This window comes from Pseudomonas sp. yb_9, from assembly GCF_043103635.1.
In the GTDB taxonomy this organism is placed as follows: Bacteria; Pseudomonadota; Gammaproteobacteria; order Pseudomonadales; family Pseudomonadaceae; genus Aquipseudomonas; species Aquipseudomonas monteilii.
Genome location: NZ_JBICKA010000071.1, coordinates 65,746 through 79,896 on the forward strand (window position 1 = coordinate 65,746; position 14,151 = coordinate 79,896).

Consider the following 14,151-nt stretch of genomic DNA (forward strand, 5'->3'; position numbering starts at 1 on the left):
CGGCCCTTTCGCGGGTGAACCCGCTCCCACAGGGTCCCCACAGTTCTTGAGGGCTGTGCAGTACCTGTGGGAGCGGGTTTACCCGCGAAGAGGCCGGTACAGGCAACACAAATAAAAACGCCCCGAACCAGTCGGGGCGTTTTCGATTACCGCATCAGCGTCTTACTTGCCTTCCCAGCGCTTGAGCACCAGGGTGGCGTTGGTGCCGCCGAAGCCGAAGCTGTTGCTCATGACCGTGTCGATCTTGGCGTTTTCTTCGGTTTTGCGCAGGATCGGCAGGTCGGCGACCTCCGGGTCCAGCTCGTCGATGTTGGCGGAACCGGCGATGAAGTTGTTTTCCATCATCAGCAGGCAGTAGATCGCCTCGTGTACGCCAGCGGCGCCCAGCGAGTGGCCCGACAGGCTCTTCGTCGAGCTGATCTTCGGTGCCTTGTCGCCGAACACGGCGCGAACGCCCTTGATCTCGGCAACGTCACCGACCGGGGTCGAGGTGCCGTGGGTGTTCAGGTAGTCGATCGGGGTGTCGACGGTGGACAGTGCCTGCTGCATGCAGCGGATGGCGCCTTCGCCACTCGGGGCAACCATGTCGTAGCCGTCGGAGGTGGCGCCGTAGCCAACGATTTCGGCGTAGATCTTGGCGCCACGGGCCAGGGCGTGTTCCAGCTCCTCGACCACCACCATGCCGCCACCGCCAGCGATGACGAAGCCATCACGGTCGGCGTCGTAGGCGCGCGAGGCCAGTTCCGGGGTTTCGTTGCGCTTGGTCGACAGAGCGCCCATGGCATCGAAGAGGAACGACTGGCTCCAGTGCTCTTCTTCACCGCCACCGGCGAAGACGATGTCTTGCTTGCCCCACTGGATCTGCTCCAGCGCGGTACCGATGCAGTGAGCCGAAGTGGCGCAGGCCGACGAGATCGAGTAGTTGATGCCCTTGATCTTGAACGGGGTGGCCAGGCACGCCGAAACGGTGCTGCCCATGGTGCGGGTAACGCGGTATGGGCCGACGCGCTTGACGCCTTTCTCGCGCAGGGTGTCCAGCGCTTCCATCTGGTTCAGGGTCGACGCGCCGCCAGAGCCAGCTACCAGGCCGGTACGCGGGCTGGAAACCTGCTCTTCGGTCAGACCGGCGTCCTTGATCGCGTCCTGCATCGCCAGGTAGGCGTAGGCAGCAGCGTGGCCGACGAAACGGTAGACCTTGCGGTCGATCAGTTCTTCGAGGTTGAGGTCGATGGACCCGGAAACCTGGCTACGCAGCCCCATTTCCTTGTATTCCGGGTTGTAACGGATACCCGGACGGCTGTTGCGCAGGTTTTCGGTGACGGTAGCTTTGTCATTGCCCAGGCACGACACGATGCCCAGACCAGTGATAACGACGCGGCGCATGCGAATAACCCTTAGAAATTGTCAGTGGAGGTGAACACGCCGACCCGCAGGCCTTCGGCAGTGTAGATCTCGCGGCCGTCGACGCTGACCGAGCCATCGGCGATGGCCATGTTCAGCTTGCCCTTCAGGACGCGCTTGATGTGAATGTTGTAGGTGACTTTCTTGGCAGCAGGCAATACCTGGCCAAAGAATTTCACTTCACCCGAACCCAGGGCACGACCGCGGCCTGGCAGGCCCTGCCAGCCGAGGAAGAAGCCCACCAGCTGCCACATGGCGTCGAGGCCCAGGCAGCCCGGCATGACCGGGTCGCCTTCGAAGTGGCAGGCGAAGAACCACAGGTCCGGGTTGATATCCAGCTCGGCGACCAATTCACCTTTGCCGTACTTGCCGCCTTCTTCGCTGATATGGGTGATGCGATCGACCATCAGCATGTTCGGCGCGGGCAGTTGCGCATTACCTGGGCCGAACAGCTCACCGCGACTGCAGCGCAGCAGGTCTTCCCGAGTAAAGGCGTGTTGTTTGGTCATGCGAGCTCCTCAATAACCCCCTGTGGCAGGGGATGAACCTTCCCGGCCGGCCCGATACGCAACGCGTTCGGGGCGGCAGCCTACAGGTAGACTATTGCGTTGTGGTGAAAGTCACAGCGCACCTGGTGAAAGAAGTACAGGTGTGCACTGAAACGTCTATTTTCAGGTCCGATGAAGGTCCTGTCCAGTGTTTAAGACTGCCGCACTTTAGCATTTATCGCCAGTCGCGGTTGTCCGACCAGGCAACCAGCGCTGCAACACCCGTTGCAGTTCGGTGCGGCGCAAGGGTTTGCTCAGGTAGTCGTCCATGCCGGCGGCCATGCAACGCTCCCGATCGCCCTGCAAGGCATTGGCGGTCAAGGCGATGATCGGTAGCCCGGTGCCGTTGGGCAACTGCCGGATGCGCCGGGTGGCTTCATAGCCGTCCAGGTGCGGCAGGCGGCAATCCATCAGCACGGCGGCAAAGCGTTGCCGGCCGACCAGGTCGACCGCCTCTAGGCCATCCTCGGCGGTGCATACGGCCATCCCCAGGCTGCGCAACATGGCCTCGATGACACTCTGGTTGACCGGATTGTCTTCTACCAGCAGTACCTGGTCACTGTCGGTAACCGGCGTTGGTGCAGCCATTGGCGGCGCGAGCGGGACGGGGGCAGGGCTGGCAAGTGCCAGCGGCATCTCCAGGGTAAAGGTCGAACCCAGGCCTTCGCGGCTCTCCCCGCGCAGCTTGCCGCCCATGCGCTCGGCCAGGGTACGGGCGATCGACAGCCCCAACCCGGTGCCGCCATAACGGCGGGAAATCGAGCTGTCGGCCTGCTGGAAGGCGACGAACATCATTTCCAGCCGGGCACTGTCAATGCCGATGCCCGTGTCGCGCACGCTACAGGTCAGCCAGATCAATTGCCGGTCAAGCACCTTCCAGCGTGCTTCGACCTGCACCTGGCCCCGCTCGGTGAACTTCAGGGCGTTGCCCACCAGGTTCAGCAGGATCTGGCGGATGCGTGTGGGGTCACCGTTCACCTGCAGTTGCTTGATACCGGCAGGCAGTTGCAGGTGCAGGCCCAGGCCGCGCTGTTGGGCGCTGTGCTGGAACGACTGGACACTGCTGGTGATCAGTTCACCCAGGTTGAAGTCGATGTGTTCCAGTTGCAGCGCGGCGCGTTCGATGCGCGAGAAATCGAGGATGTCGTTGATGACCTTCAACAGATGCCCGGTGGACTCGCTGGCGACCGCCGTGTAATCGGCCTGTTCGGTGCTTAGCGATGTGGTCTCCAGCAGCTGCAGCATACCCAGCACGCCATTCATCGGCGTGCGCAGCTCGTGGCTCATCATCGCCAGGAAGTCGGATTTGGCGCGGTTGGCCTGCTCGGCCTCCTCACGGGCCTGAATCAGCTCGGCAATGGCCTGCTTCTGTTCATCGCTGGCCTTTTCCAGGGCGCTGGCCAGGTTGTTGATGTGGCGTGCCAGGTGGCCCAGTTCGCTGTCATCGACCACCGGCAAGGGGGTGTTGTACTCACCTTGCTGAATGGCCTTTACCGCATGGCCCATGTCGCTGATAGGCTTGGCCAGGCTCAGGGCCAGGCGGCGCGCCAGCAAAAAGGTGAACAGCAGCGCGAACAGCGCCAGGATGCCGGCTTTGATCACGATCTCCTGCTGGCGCTGGCTGAAGGCGTCATCGGACATGCCAACGATGACCCGCCCCAGGTAGTCGTCACCGATGGCGGGGGTGGTGGCTTTGCCCTGTTGCAGGAAGTCGGTGTCCAGGCGGATTTGCTGCAGGCGGATGGGGGCCTGGAACACTTCAACCTGTTGCGCGCGGTTGGCGCTTTCGTCGGACTGCTCGACGTACACCAGAATGTGGTTGCGGCTGTCCTGCACTTCCAGAAAGCGGACGTGCGGGATGCTGAGGGTGGCCCGCATCAGTCCTTCGAGCACTTCGTTGTTGCCCGAAATCACCCCGTACTCTGATGCCGGTGCCAGCTGATTGGCGATCAGTTGCCCGGTGTGATTGAGCTCCTGGCGCAAGTCCTGGATGCGCACGAAGGTAAAGAAGCTGATCAACAGCAAGGTCAGCAGCAGGGCAGGGCCCAGGCTGATGATCTGGGTGCGGGTGTGGATATCCCAGCTCAGGCGCTTGCTCATGGGGTGGGCTCTCCTGCGGCCAGGGCTTTGGCAGCGGCGTTCGGATCGATCGGTTCAAGGCCCAGGGCGCGGGCCACCTGCTGGTTGCCACTGACGCCGTAGCGCGCCGGGTACAGGCTGCGTGGCCAGCGCGCTGGCGGCTGGTCGAGCAGCTGGTCGAGCTCCGCCAGCCAGTCGTCCTGATCGCTGTAGGTGCTGGCCAGGGCGCCGGCCCGCACAAACCCGGCGTTTGGGCCGATCAATGCCATTTGCCGGCCATAGCTGCTCAGCAGCAGGTTTTTCGCCGTCTTGGAGTTGTACAGGTTGGGGTCGTCCAGGGCCAGCAGCACATCGCTGTTGCCCAGCAGGTGCTGCAACGGCCGGCTGTCCCGTGGGTCGGACCAGTCCTGGGCAATGATCTCCAAGCCCATCGGGCGGGCAGCATGGCGCAGCTCGTCGAGCAAGAAACTGCTGTGTTCACCGTACAGCACGCCAATGCGCTGGGCCTGCGGCAACAAGTAGCGCGTCAGGCGTAATTGCCGGCCCAGCGGCGCGTCGCTCCACAACAAGGTAAGGAACGCAGGGCGCGACTTTCCCAGGCGCTGTTCAGCCTGTACCCGGCTGACCCGCATGGCCAGGGCCGGTGGGCCGGCGTTTTCACCCAGGCGCCACTCCAGCGCGGCGCTGTCGAGCAGAATCAGGCGCTGGTCCGCTTTGAGCTTGCTCGGGCGCGGCAGCTCGGCAGTGGTCAGAAAATGCACATGGTCATGCGGTCGGCGGCTTTCCAGCGCCGCGACAAAACTGCGGATGCCGGGCTGATCCTCAGCCCCTACCAGCAGGATCTCACTGGCCGACAATGGCCCGAGCGGCCACAGGCACAGCAGCAGGCGCAGCAACACGGCCATCAGAACTCCAGCTCCGCGCTGACGCTCAGGCGGTGGCGGCTGTCGTAGCGGTTCTGGATTGCCGTGGTGGGTTCATCGTCCAGCCGCTGCTGCCACAGCGCCGCCAGCTCCAGGTTACTGCCATGCACCCGAAAACGCTTGGCCAGGCGTAGGTCCAGGCGCTCGTAGCGGTACTGGTTGAGTGCATCGTCACCGTAGTAGAACAGCGCGCTCGACCAGCCCGCCCCCCATTCGCGCATCCATCCGGCCGAGCCGCTGTTGTGGGCGCTGAGGCGGCGGTCGTCGGGGTTGCTGGCCCAGGCATCGACGTAGGCGTAGGTCAGGCGCAGGCGATCGCGCAGGGTGGGGCGCCAGTCCAGTTGTGCTTCGCTGCCACTGAAACGGGCCTTGTTGGCGTTGCTGGCGATGTACTGGTTGTTCTTCAAGGGCTCGCTGATCATTCCCGTGATTTCGTCGTAGAACAGCTTTACATCCATGCTCAGGTCGATGTCGCTGAAGTAGCCGTTGTAGCCGAGCTCGCGCGAGCGCATGCGCTCCTGTTCGAGGTCGCCGGGGCCACGGGTCTTGACGAAGTACTCGCCATTCTGCAGACCAAATGCATTGGGGGTGAGGTTCTTGACCGTGTAGCTCCAGTTGACGTTGTTCTCGAACATGTCGGGTGAGCGCACGGCCTCGGAATACACGGCGCGCAGGCCATGGCGCGGGGTGATCAGGTAGTTGACCGCCACGCGCGGGGTCAGCGAGCTGCCAGACAGGCGAGAGTCTTCGAGCATAGCTCCGCCCTGCAGGATCCAGTGTTCGTCGGCGCGCCATTCCAGCTGGCCGAACAGGCGCCAGGTCTGGTCGTCGAGGCTGCCGTTGAAGTAAGTCTGCGAGTCGGCCCGGTCATAACGGTAGTTTATGCCGCTGAGCAAGCGCAGGCTGTCGGTCAGGCTCAGGGTGTCCTGGATTTCCAGGTCGTAGCGGGTTTCACGGGTGCTCTGGTCCACGTCGCCGCAGACCACATGACTACCACCCTGTTCGTTCCATTGATCCTTGATGGCATCGACCAGGGCCTGCTCTTGTGGGTTGTTGCTGGAAGGTGGGTTGTTGGCGCCGCGCGCTACCAGCTCGGCGAAATTGGGGTTCATCTGCCAAAGCTGGGTCAGTTCGGGGCTGAATGACAGCGCTGCATCGCAGGCACGCCAGACCTGCTGACGGTCGAAGTGCTGCGCCGAGCCCTGAACATACAGGCTGTGCTCAGGGTTGAAGTCGATGCTCCAGCGCACCGAGCCCGCGTAGTCCTTGGCATTGACGTCAGCGTTGTCACCTTGCTGGGTGACATAGGGGAAGACCGGCTTATAGGTATAAGGCCGCTGGTTGCTGCCTTCCTTCGCCGCCAGTTGCCACTCCAGGGTCTGGTCCACTGCAAGGTTGTGGCTGGCGCTGAGGTTGAAGCGGGTAAGCCGGCGGCTGTCGCGGTAGTCCTGGCCAAACTGGTTTTCGTCGAAACCATCGTCCTGCTGGCCGGACAGCGACAGGCGCATGTCGCCGCCGTCCCAGCCAAAGCCGTGGCTGGCGTAGAAGTCGTTGATGCCATCCTGGCCGCGGGTCACCTTCAGCCGCGTGCCATGGCTGTCGGCAGGGTTGCGGGTGAGAATGTTGACCACCGCCATCAGCGCGTTGGCGCCGTAGCTGACGGTGTTCGGGCCGCGGAACACTTCGATGCGCTCGATATCCTCCATGGCCAGAGGGATGTCGCTCCAGTCCACGGTGGCCAGGCCCGCGCGGTACACCGAGCGGCCATCGATCAGTACCTGCATGCGGCGTGCGTCGTTGACGTTGCTGCCGTGGTAGTTGACCGTGGGTTGGTTACCGGCACCGTAGCCAATCATCATGCCCGGCACCAGGCGCAGTAATTCGGGGATGTCGCGGGCGCCACTGGCACGGATCAGCTCGCTGTCGAGCACGGTCATGCTACCCGGGACTGCCGCCGGGGATTGTTTGAGGCGTGTGGCAGTCAGAACCTGGGGCAGATCGGTGTTGTCAATGAACAGGTCGTTGGCCACAGCCGGGCTGCCGAGCAGAGCGGTCAGCATGAGCATGGGCAGGCGCGGGTACGGGGGCGTGCCAGGGAACACGGGGCGGCCTTGTATCAGGATTGAAACAGGCATGGTAACTGACCGTGGCGCATTTGCCAGTGACCTGCATGAGCGAGCCGGCCCCTTTCGCGGGAACAGAGACTGGTTCTGTCGCAGGCGAGCCGTATAATGGCGGGGTCGCCACTTAATTTTTGGCTTTAACGGATTGGATATGACTGAACAGCAACCTGTTGCAGTTCTGGGAGGCGGCAGCTTTGGCACCGCCGTGGCGAACCTGCTGGCGGAAAACGGTGTGCCGGTGCGTCAATGGATGCGCGACCCGGCGCAAGCCGAGGCCATGCGCGTCAATCGAGAGAATCCGCGCTACCTCAAGGGCATCCGGCTGCATGATGGCGTCGAGCCGGTCAATGACCTGCTGGCGACCTTGCAGGCCAGTGAGCTGATTTTCGTTGCCCTGCCGTCGAGCGCCCTGCGCAGCGTGCTGGCGCCCCATGCCGAGTTGCTGCGTGGCAAGGGCCTGGTCAGCCTGACCAAGGGCATCGAAGCGCAAAGCTTCAAGCTGATGAGCCAGATACTCGAAGAAATTGCCCCCGAAGCGCGTATTGGCGTGTTATCGGGCCCTAACCTTGCCCGAGAAATCGCCGAGCACGCGCTGACTGCAACGGTGGTCGCCAGCGAGGACGAGAAACTCTGCAAGCAGGTGCAGGCTGTGCTGCATGGGCGCACGTTCCGTGTCTACGCCAGCGCTGACCGCTTTGGTGTCGAGCTGGGTGGTGCGTTGAAAAACGTCTACGCCATCATCGCCGGTATGGCCGTTGCGCTGGGCATGGGCGAGAACACCAAGAGCATGCTGATTACCCGTGCCTTGGCCGAAATGACCCGCTTTGCCGTCAGCCAGGGGGCCAACCCCATGACCTTCCTCGGCCTGGCCGGTGTCGGTGACCTGATCGTCACCTGCTCCTCGCCCAAGAGCCGCAACTATCAGGTTGGCTACGCGCTGGGGCAGGGCCAAAGCCTGGATGAGGCGGTCAACCGCCTGGGCGAGGTGGCCGAAGGCGTCAACACCATCAAGGTGCTCAAGGCCAAGGCCCAGGAAGTGCAGGTCTACATGCCGCTGGTGGCGGGCCTGCATGCCATCCTGTTCGAAGGGCGCACGCTGAACCAGGTGATCGAGCACCTGATGCGCGCCGAACCCAAGACCGATGTCGATTTCATTTCCATCAGCGGTTTCAACTGAGCCTTTGGCGGCTCTGACACGAGCAAGGAGCGACACATGAACGATACGCCCGAACGCGCCCAGCGCGAGTCGATCATCCTGCGGGTGCTGTGGATGCTGGTGTTCCTGGTGGTCTGGCAACTGGCTGAACTGTTGTTGGGCGGGCTGGTGCTGGTGCAGCTGATCTACCGTCTGGTGTACGGCGCACCCAGCGCCAGCCTGATGAACTTCGGCGACAGCCTGAGCCAGTTCCTGGCACAGATCGGCCGCTTTGGTAGCTTCCACAGCGACCAGAAGCCATGGCCATTCTCTGACTGGCCTGCGCCGCGCGCGCCGGAAGGTGAAGCCGCGCATGCCGTGGCGCCGGCCCCGCACCCGGTGCGTGACGAGGAACCCAAGCTGTGAAGCTGTGGGTACTGCGCCACGGTGAAGCGGAGTCACAGGCCAACACAGATGCCGAACGCCGTTTGACTGCCCATGGCCGCGAGCAGGTGCTGCACAGCGCTGCTCGCCTGCTCGGGCAGCCGTTGCAGGCAATTATTGCCAGCCCCTACGTGCGCGCCCAGCAAACGGCGGCGCTGGTGCATGACACGCTGGGCTTCGGCGAGCCGGTGCGTACCGTGCCCTGGCTGACCCCGGAAAGTGACGTGCAGCAGGTGATCGGTGAAATCGAGCGGCTGGGCCTGGAGCATGTACTGCTGGTCAGCCACCAGCCGCTGGTGGGGACCTTGGTCGGGGTGTTGGAACAGGGTCACAAGCAGCAACCGGCAGCCATGAGCACTGCAAGCCTAGCCGAGTTGGAAGGGGATTGGCCGCTTGCTGGGCTGATGACGCTGCGGGCGATCAATTCGCCGGCTTGATACCCGGGACGCAAAGCGCCCCGGGTTATCTGGAAGGCAACTGGCATTTTTGCCAGTTGTCGCGTTTGACGGCGCCTTGCTAGCGTTGCCCAAAAGCAATCAGGCAGGGAGCAGTGGATGAGCGGTGAGATGTGGGAGCTGTTGAGCTCCCTGGACCTGCAACCCACCATCAACCAGGTTGACCGGGGCGCCTCTCTCGACTTTGCCCGCTACAGCCTTCTACGCGAATCGGCCGATGCCAAGCTTTACCATCTGATGCACCGGGTGATGGGCAATCCCGATCTGGAGCCCGGCGCCAGGCAACAAAGCGAGCACGACCTACGCACCCTGCAGGATGCCTGCCTGCGAGTCTCTCACCTGCTACAAACCAGTTGTCTGGCCCTGCGCCGCCTGCAACTCGACCACCAGGACCAGCGCCTGGCCCGCGAAGCGCTGGAAAGCCAGTTGGTCTACATGCAAGCCTGCCTTCGCCGTTCACTGGCCAGTTTCGACCGGTCGGCGTGACCTGATAGCCCTCGCCGATGACCTTTCCGGACGTTGCCGAACGGGGCGCCGATGCCGACAATGAGCCATCATCCTCCGTCCGGACCAGGCGCCATGCCGCAGCAGATCTTCTTCGCCCATGCCAACGGTTTCCCCTCGGCTACCTATGGCAAGCTGTTCGCCGCCCTGGCGCCGGACTACCAGGTGCAGCACCTGGCCCAGCATGGGCACGACCCACGCTTTCCTGTGAATGACAACTGGCAGAGCCTGGTCGATGAACTGTTGCACCACCTGGCGCAACAGGACCAGCCGGTCTGGGGGGTCGGCCACTCGTTGGGTGGCGTATTGCACCTGCATGCTGCCTTGCGCTGCCCCGAGTACTACCGTGGTGTGGTGATGCTCGACTCGCCGGTACTCACCCGCGCCGATCAATGGCTGCTGCGCACCGCCAAGCGTTTTGGCTTCATCGACCGTATCACCCCGGCCGGGCGCACGCTGGGGCGCCGCGAAACGTTCAATGACCGCGACAGCGCCCGGGACTATTTCGCCGGCAAGTCACTGTTCCGCCATTTCGATCCCGACTGCCTCGACGCCTATGTCGAACACGGCTTGCAGGCGGCAGAGCAGGGCCTGCAGCTACGCTTCGACCCGGCTACCGAAATCAGCATCTACCGCAGTATCCCGCATACCAGCCCGGCGCCCGCGCGGCAGTTGCAGGTGCCGCTGGCCATGGTGCGCGGCGACCGTAGCAATGTCATTCGCCGCCACCACACCCTGGCCGTACGGGGCATGCCCCAGGGTGAATACCACAGCGTGCCGGGCGGGCACATGTTCCCGCTGGAGCGCCCTGCAGACACCGCCAGCCTGATCAAGGGCCTGTTCGACCGCTGGAGTCAGGCATGAGCGCACACGTCGAAGAAATCCGCCTGAGCCTGGGCCATATCGAGCTGGCCGCGCACCTGTTCGGCCCCGAGGACGGGCTGCCGGCGATTGCCTTGCATGGCTGGCTGGACAACGCCAACAGCTTCGCCCGCCTGGCACCGCAGCTAAAAGGGCTGCGCATCGTCGCCCTGGACCTGGCCGGGCATGGTTACTCCGAACACCGCCCGCCTGGCGCCGGTTATGCCTTGGCCGACTATGCCCATGATGTGCTGCGGGTGGCCGAGCAGCTCGGTTGGCAGCGTTTTGCACTGTTGGGGCATTCGCTTGGGGCCATCATTTCGGTGCAGCTGGCTGGCGCCTTGCCCGACCGGGTCAGCCATCTGGCGTTGATCGACGGCGTCATCCCGCCGACCGGTGCCGAGCAGGATGCAGGCGAACGTTTGGGGATGGCACTGCAGGCCCAGCTGCGGCTGGACGGCAAGCGCAAGTCGGTGTACGCCACGCTGGAAGACGGTGTGCATGCCCGGATGAAAGGCATGGTCGCGGTCAGCCGCGAGGCTGCCGAACTGCTGGCCCAGCGTGGCCTCATGCCGGTGCCGGGCGGTTACAGCTGGCGCAGTGACAGCCGCCTGACCTTGCCATCGCCAGTCCGCCTGAGCGAAGCGCAGGCCATGGCCTATGTGCGCAGGGTGAATTGCCCGGCGCAGCTAGTGGTCGCCGCCGATGGCATGCTGGTGCGCCACACCGCGTTGCTGGAGCAGCTACCCTTTGAGCAGGTGACGCTGCCCGGTGGCCATCACCTGCACCTGAACGATGAGCAGGGCGCGGCCCTTGTCGCAGACTGTTTCAATCGCTTCTTTGGCTTTGCTTGACTTGCACCGGACAACTGTCGAGGCTTGGCGGGTTGAACAGGGAGACAACCATGCAACTGCCAGACATCCTGGAACTTCATTTCGGCGCACGGCGCCGCCTGGGTCGCCAATGAGCGCGCCCGTTTCCATTCGTACTGCCCTGGCCGCTTGCCTGATGCTCGCCAGCCCCGTGTTATGGGCCGGCAGTTTGCCGGTGCCGGTGGACGCCAAGGTCGTCGACCAGCGTCCGGCCGTGGAGCAGGAACGCGTCTACCCGATGGGCCCGCTGCGCAAGATCAGCGGCCGCCTGCGGGTCGAAGACAAGGTCGAAAGCCGTGGCCAGGTCAGCTCGGTCACCTACGAACTGCCGGTCGAACGCACCGCCCGCGAAGCCTTCACCACTGCCCGTGAAGAACTGCAACGCGACGGGGGTTACCCGTTGTTCTGGTGCCAGGGCCGCGATTGCGGCGAGGCCAGCCTGTGGGCCAATGATGTGTTTGCCAATGCCCGCCTGAACGGTGGTGACGAGCAGCAGGCCTTCATCTTGCTGCGTCGCTCGGCGGAAGAGGCCGACACCCTGGTCGCGCTGTACAGCGTTACCCGGGGCAACCGCCGCGCCTACCTGCATGTGGAAGAGTTCGTCGCCGGCAACCCGTTGGGCGAACTGCTGCCGACCGCTGCCACGGTGCTGCGCGAAATGCGCGACACCGGCAAGCTCGACTACCCTGACCTGGCTGCGCCGCAAGACACCTGGGTGAATTTGCTGGCTCGCAGCCTGAACCTGGACAGCACCCTGCGTGCCAGCCTCAGTGGCGCTCAGGCCGAAGCCTGGCGTGAGGCGCTGGTCAAGGCAGGGGTGCGCAATGGCCGCCTTGAGGTCGGTAGTGCGCCCACCGACGGCCTGCACCTTGAACTGATCCGTTGAACGAGCGCCGCCATGGTTAACAATGATCGCCTGCTGGTCCAGATTCTGCTGTTGGCGTTGCTGGGGGCCGGCCTGTGGGTGATGGCACCGTTCATCTCGGCATTGCTGTGGGGGGCCATCCTGGCGTTTGCCAGCTGGCCGTTGATGCGTTTGCTCACGCGTGTGCTGGGCGGGCGCGAAACCTTGGCGGCCAGCCTGTTGACCACCGCCTGGATCCTGATTGTGGCATTGCCGCTGGTGTGGCTGGGGTTCAACCTGGCCGATCATATTCGCGATGCCACGGCGTTCGTGCGCGACGTGCAGGTGGACGGTTTGCCCGATGCGCCGGCCTGGTTGGGGGGCATACCGTTCGTTGGTGAGCGCCTGGTCAGTGGGTGGCAGTCGCTCGACCAGCAGGGGGCGGCCCTGCTGGCGTCGGTCAAACCGTACCTCGGGCAGGTGGGCAACTGGTTGCTGGCGCGCAGTGCGCAGATCGGCAGCGGAGTGCTGGAACTGACCCTTAGCCTGGTGTTCGTGTTCTTCTTCTACCGCGACGGCCCGCGCCTGTCGGCGTTCGTACTGCGCTTGCTGCACCGCCTGATGGGTGACCGCGCCGAGTACTACCTGGAGTTGGTGGCGGGCACCGTTCAGCGGGTGGTGAACGGAGTGATTGGCACAGCGGCTGCGCAGGGTTTGCTGGCACTGATCGGCTTCCTGATTGCTGGCGTGCCGGGTGCCATCGTGCTGGGCCTGGTGACCTTCATGCTCAGCCTGATCCCCATGGGCCCACCACTGGCCTGGATCCCGGCCACGGCCTGGTTGGTGTGGAAGGGCGAGTACGGCATGGCGGTGTTCCTGGGCATCTGGGGCACCTTTGTCATCAGCGGCGTGGACAACGTGCTCAAGCCCTACCTGATCAGCCGTGGCGGCAACCTGCCGCTGGTGATCGTGCTGTTGGGGGTGTTCGGCGGGTTGCTTGCCTTTGGCTTCATTGGCCTGTTCATCGGGCCGACCTTGCTGGCGGTCGGGTACAGCCTGCTGCTGGACTGGAGCCGTAACGCGGAACAAAACCACCACTGAGCCAGAAAACATGGCTTCGAGCAGGAAGAGTGGAAAGTGTCTGTCAACTGTAATTTTTGCTGGTTTTATTACCTGGTTCGGCCGGGTATTCTTTCTCTTCTTGGCCAGCAAAAGTTGGGGCATATTTAATGAACTATACAGTTTATGGCTGGGCGGCCGGCGTAGAGCACGCAGAATTGCATCTTGGTTTTACGGGTCACTTGTTGTTTAGGTCTTTCTATTTACTGGGTAATGGCAGTAGGGCATACAGCACTAGCCTTATGCGCTTTGTTTCTTCTGATAGATTCAGCCCGTTCGAAATAGGTGGGCTGAATAGCTATGCTTATTGTGAGTGCGATCCAGTGAATTTTTTTGACCCAAGTGGCCATGGAAAAATGCCAGTGCTTCGCCTTGCACGCGCGGATCGGCCAAATCCTCCCTCCAATCAAATGCCTGTTTTGACGCGTGAGCCAGCTTCGTACCATCGAACAGAGAGTTACAAGCAGTGGATGCGCGAAAAACAGAATGCATGGACGATGAAGACTGATTACGCCGCCAAGCAGAAAGATCGCCGAAATCGTACATACAAAAAGGTGGGTTCTAACGATTTCTGGAATATTGCTGAGGGTGCACAACCGATCACGCGGTCTGAACGGGCTGAGCTTCAGGACTATGTGGATAGTAATAGACCTCTCGTTGGTTTGTCTGGCAGTGAAAGTAACGACCTTCGGGGGATGGTATTGGATGCGATGGTGTCTGACCAAAATCAGCGGTTAGAGTTGGGGCTTGTGACTGGTGTCATCAGGGGCTTTTTTGATCGTCAACCGGATAGGCAGAAATTTACCCAAGGTAATTTGCATACGGTGGAAGAGAGTGTGAGAG

General features: G+C 62.8%; 14 protein-coding genes. 9 read left to right on the top strand and 5 right to left on the bottom strand.

Features of this window, described 5'->3' with window-relative positions:
• Positions 1 to 162 precede the first annotated feature (162 nt).
• The 5 genes from fabB to ACF8MI_RS19360 form a co-directional block, all read right to left on the bottom strand.
• Complete coding sequence (gene fabB / locus ACF8MI_RS19340) at positions 163 to 1,383, bottom strand: beta-ketoacyl-ACP synthase I (RefSeq protein WP_019099700.1); 1,221 nt, start codon at positions 1,381 to 1,383, stop codon at positions 163 to 165.
• An 11-nt stretch (positions 1,384 to 1,394) separates the two neighbouring features.
• On the bottom strand, positions 1,395 to 1,910 hold the full coding sequence (gene fabA, locus ACF8MI_RS19345) for a 3-hydroxyacyl-[acyl-carrier-protein] dehydratase FabA (RefSeq protein WP_051098991.1): 516 nt from the start codon (positions 1,908 to 1,910) through the stop codon (positions 1,395 to 1,397).
• 207 nt (positions 1,911 to 2,117) lie between these two features.
• Positions 2,118 to 4,049 carry an ATP-binding protein gene (locus ACF8MI_RS19350; RefSeq protein WP_060500851.1) on the bottom strand — a complete coding sequence of 644 codons (1,932 nt, stop codon included), beginning with the start codon at positions 4,047 to 4,049 and terminating at the stop codon, positions 2,118 to 2,120.
• Complete coding sequence (locus ACF8MI_RS19355) at positions 4,046 to 4,933, bottom strand: ABC transporter substrate-binding protein (protein ID WP_060500854.1); 888 nt, start codon at positions 4,931 to 4,933, stop codon at positions 4,046 to 4,048. The genes ACF8MI_RS19350 and ACF8MI_RS19355 overlap by 4 nt, the downstream gene beginning before the upstream one ends.
• Entirely contained in the window at positions 4,933 to 7,086 is a 2,154-nt protein-coding gene (locus ACF8MI_RS19360; RefSeq protein WP_156867568.1) for a TonB-dependent siderophore receptor, read from the bottom strand. Before ACF8MI_RS19360 ends, ACF8MI_RS19355 begins: the two co-directional genes overlap by 1 nt.
• A 139-nt stretch (positions 7,087 to 7,225) precedes the next feature.
• Here ACF8MI_RS19360 and ACF8MI_RS19365 point away from each other — a divergent pair, with 139 nt between their 5' ends.
• The 9 genes from ACF8MI_RS19365 to ACF8MI_RS19405 form a co-directional block, all read left to right on the top strand.
• Positions 7,226 to 8,251 (top strand): NAD(P)H-dependent glycerol-3-phosphate dehydrogenase, encoded by a 1,026-nt coding sequence (locus tag ACF8MI_RS19365; protein WP_060500858.1) that lies wholly within the window; start codon positions 7,226 to 7,228, stop codon positions 8,249 to 8,251.
• Between the two features lie 36 nt (positions 8,252 to 8,287).
• Entirely contained in the window at positions 8,288 to 8,635 is a 348-nt protein-coding gene (locus tag ACF8MI_RS19370; RefSeq protein WP_016711631.1) for a DUF4389 domain-containing protein, read from the top strand.
• Positions 8,632 to 9,090: a phosphohistidine phosphatase SixA gene (sixA, locus tag ACF8MI_RS19375; protein ID WP_060500861.1), complete on the top strand. Its 459-nt coding sequence runs from the start codon at positions 8,632 to 8,634 to the stop codon at positions 9,088 to 9,090. Before ACF8MI_RS19370 ends, sixA begins: the two co-directional genes overlap by 4 nt.
• 129 nt (positions 9,091 to 9,219) lie before the next feature.
• Positions 9,220 to 9,594 carry a hypothetical protein gene (locus tag ACF8MI_RS19380; RefSeq protein ID WP_060500865.1) on the top strand — a complete coding sequence of 125 codons (375 nt, stop codon included), beginning with the start codon at positions 9,220 to 9,222 and terminating at the stop codon, positions 9,592 to 9,594.
• Positions 9,595 to 9,687: 93 nt separating this feature from the next.
• A complete protein-coding gene (locus ACF8MI_RS19385; RefSeq protein ID WP_019099705.1) occupies positions 9,688 to 10,476 on the top strand; it encodes an alpha/beta fold hydrolase in 789 nt (262 codons plus the stop codon).
• Positions 10,473 to 11,327 (top strand): alpha/beta hydrolase, encoded by an 855-nt coding sequence (locus tag ACF8MI_RS19390; protein ID WP_104834287.1) that lies wholly within the window; start codon positions 10,473 to 10,475, stop codon positions 11,325 to 11,327. Before ACF8MI_RS19385 ends, ACF8MI_RS19390 begins: the two co-directional genes overlap by 4 nt.
• Positions 11,328 to 11,436: 109 nt before the next feature.
• Positions 11,437 to 12,231 (top strand): DUF4892 domain-containing protein, encoded by a 795-nt coding sequence (locus tag ACF8MI_RS19395; protein WP_060500873.1) that lies wholly within the window; start codon positions 11,437 to 11,439, stop codon positions 12,229 to 12,231.
• 12 nt (positions 12,232 to 12,243) lie between these two features.
• On the top strand, positions 12,244 to 13,290 hold the full coding sequence (locus ACF8MI_RS19400; protein WP_060500875.1) for an AI-2E family transporter: 1,047 nt from the start codon (positions 12,244 to 12,246) through the stop codon (positions 13,288 to 13,290).
• Positions 13,291 to 13,418: 128 nt separating this feature from the next.
• Positions 13,419 to 14,151: RHS repeat-associated core domain-containing protein (locus tag ACF8MI_RS19405; protein ID WP_392517722.1), on the top strand; the 733-nt coding region annotated here is incomplete at its 3' end.

Coding starts and splice junctions, on each gene's coding strand:
- ACF8MI_RS19395 (WP_060500873.1), top strand. CDS start 11,437: ATGAGCGCGCCCGTTTCCATTCGTACTGCCCTGGCCGCTTGCCTGATG.
- fabA (WP_051098991.1), bottom strand. CDS start 1,910: ATGACCAAACAACACGCCTTTACTCGGGAAGACCTGCTGCGCTGCAGT.
- ACF8MI_RS19385 (WP_019099705.1), top strand. CDS start 9,688: ATGCCGCAGCAGATCTTCTTCGCCCATGCCAACGGTTTCCCCTCGGCT.
- ACF8MI_RS19370 (WP_016711631.1), top strand. CDS start 8,288: ATGAACGATACGCCCGAACGCGCCCAGCGCGAGTCGATCATCCTGCGG.
- ACF8MI_RS19360 (WP_156867568.1), bottom strand. CDS start 7,086: ATGCCTGTTTCAATCCTGATACAAGGCCGCCCCGTGTTCCCTGGCACG.
- ACF8MI_RS19380 (WP_060500865.1), top strand. CDS start 9,220: ATGTGGGAGCTGTTGAGCTCCCTGGACCTGCAACCCACCATCAACCAG.
- ACF8MI_RS19365 (WP_060500858.1), top strand. CDS start 7,226: ATGACTGAACAGCAACCTGTTGCAGTTCTGGGAGGCGGCAGCTTTGGC.
- ACF8MI_RS19390 (WP_104834287.1), top strand. CDS start 10,473: ATGAGCGCACACGTCGAAGAAATCCGCCTGAGCCTGGGCCATATCGAG.
- ACF8MI_RS19355 (WP_060500854.1), bottom strand. CDS start 4,933: ATGGCCGTGTTGCTGCGCCTGCTGCTGTGCCTGTGGCCGCTCGGGCCA.
- ACF8MI_RS19350 (WP_060500851.1), bottom strand. CDS start 4,049: ATGAGCAAGCGCCTGAGCTGGGATATCCACACCCGCACCCAGATCATC.
- ACF8MI_RS19400 (WP_060500875.1), top strand. CDS start 12,244: ATGGTTAACAATGATCGCCTGCTGGTCCAGATTCTGCTGTTGGCGTTG.
- fabB (WP_019099700.1), bottom strand. CDS start 1,383: ATGCGCCGCGTCGTTATCACTGGTCTGGGCATCGTGTCGTGCCTGGGC.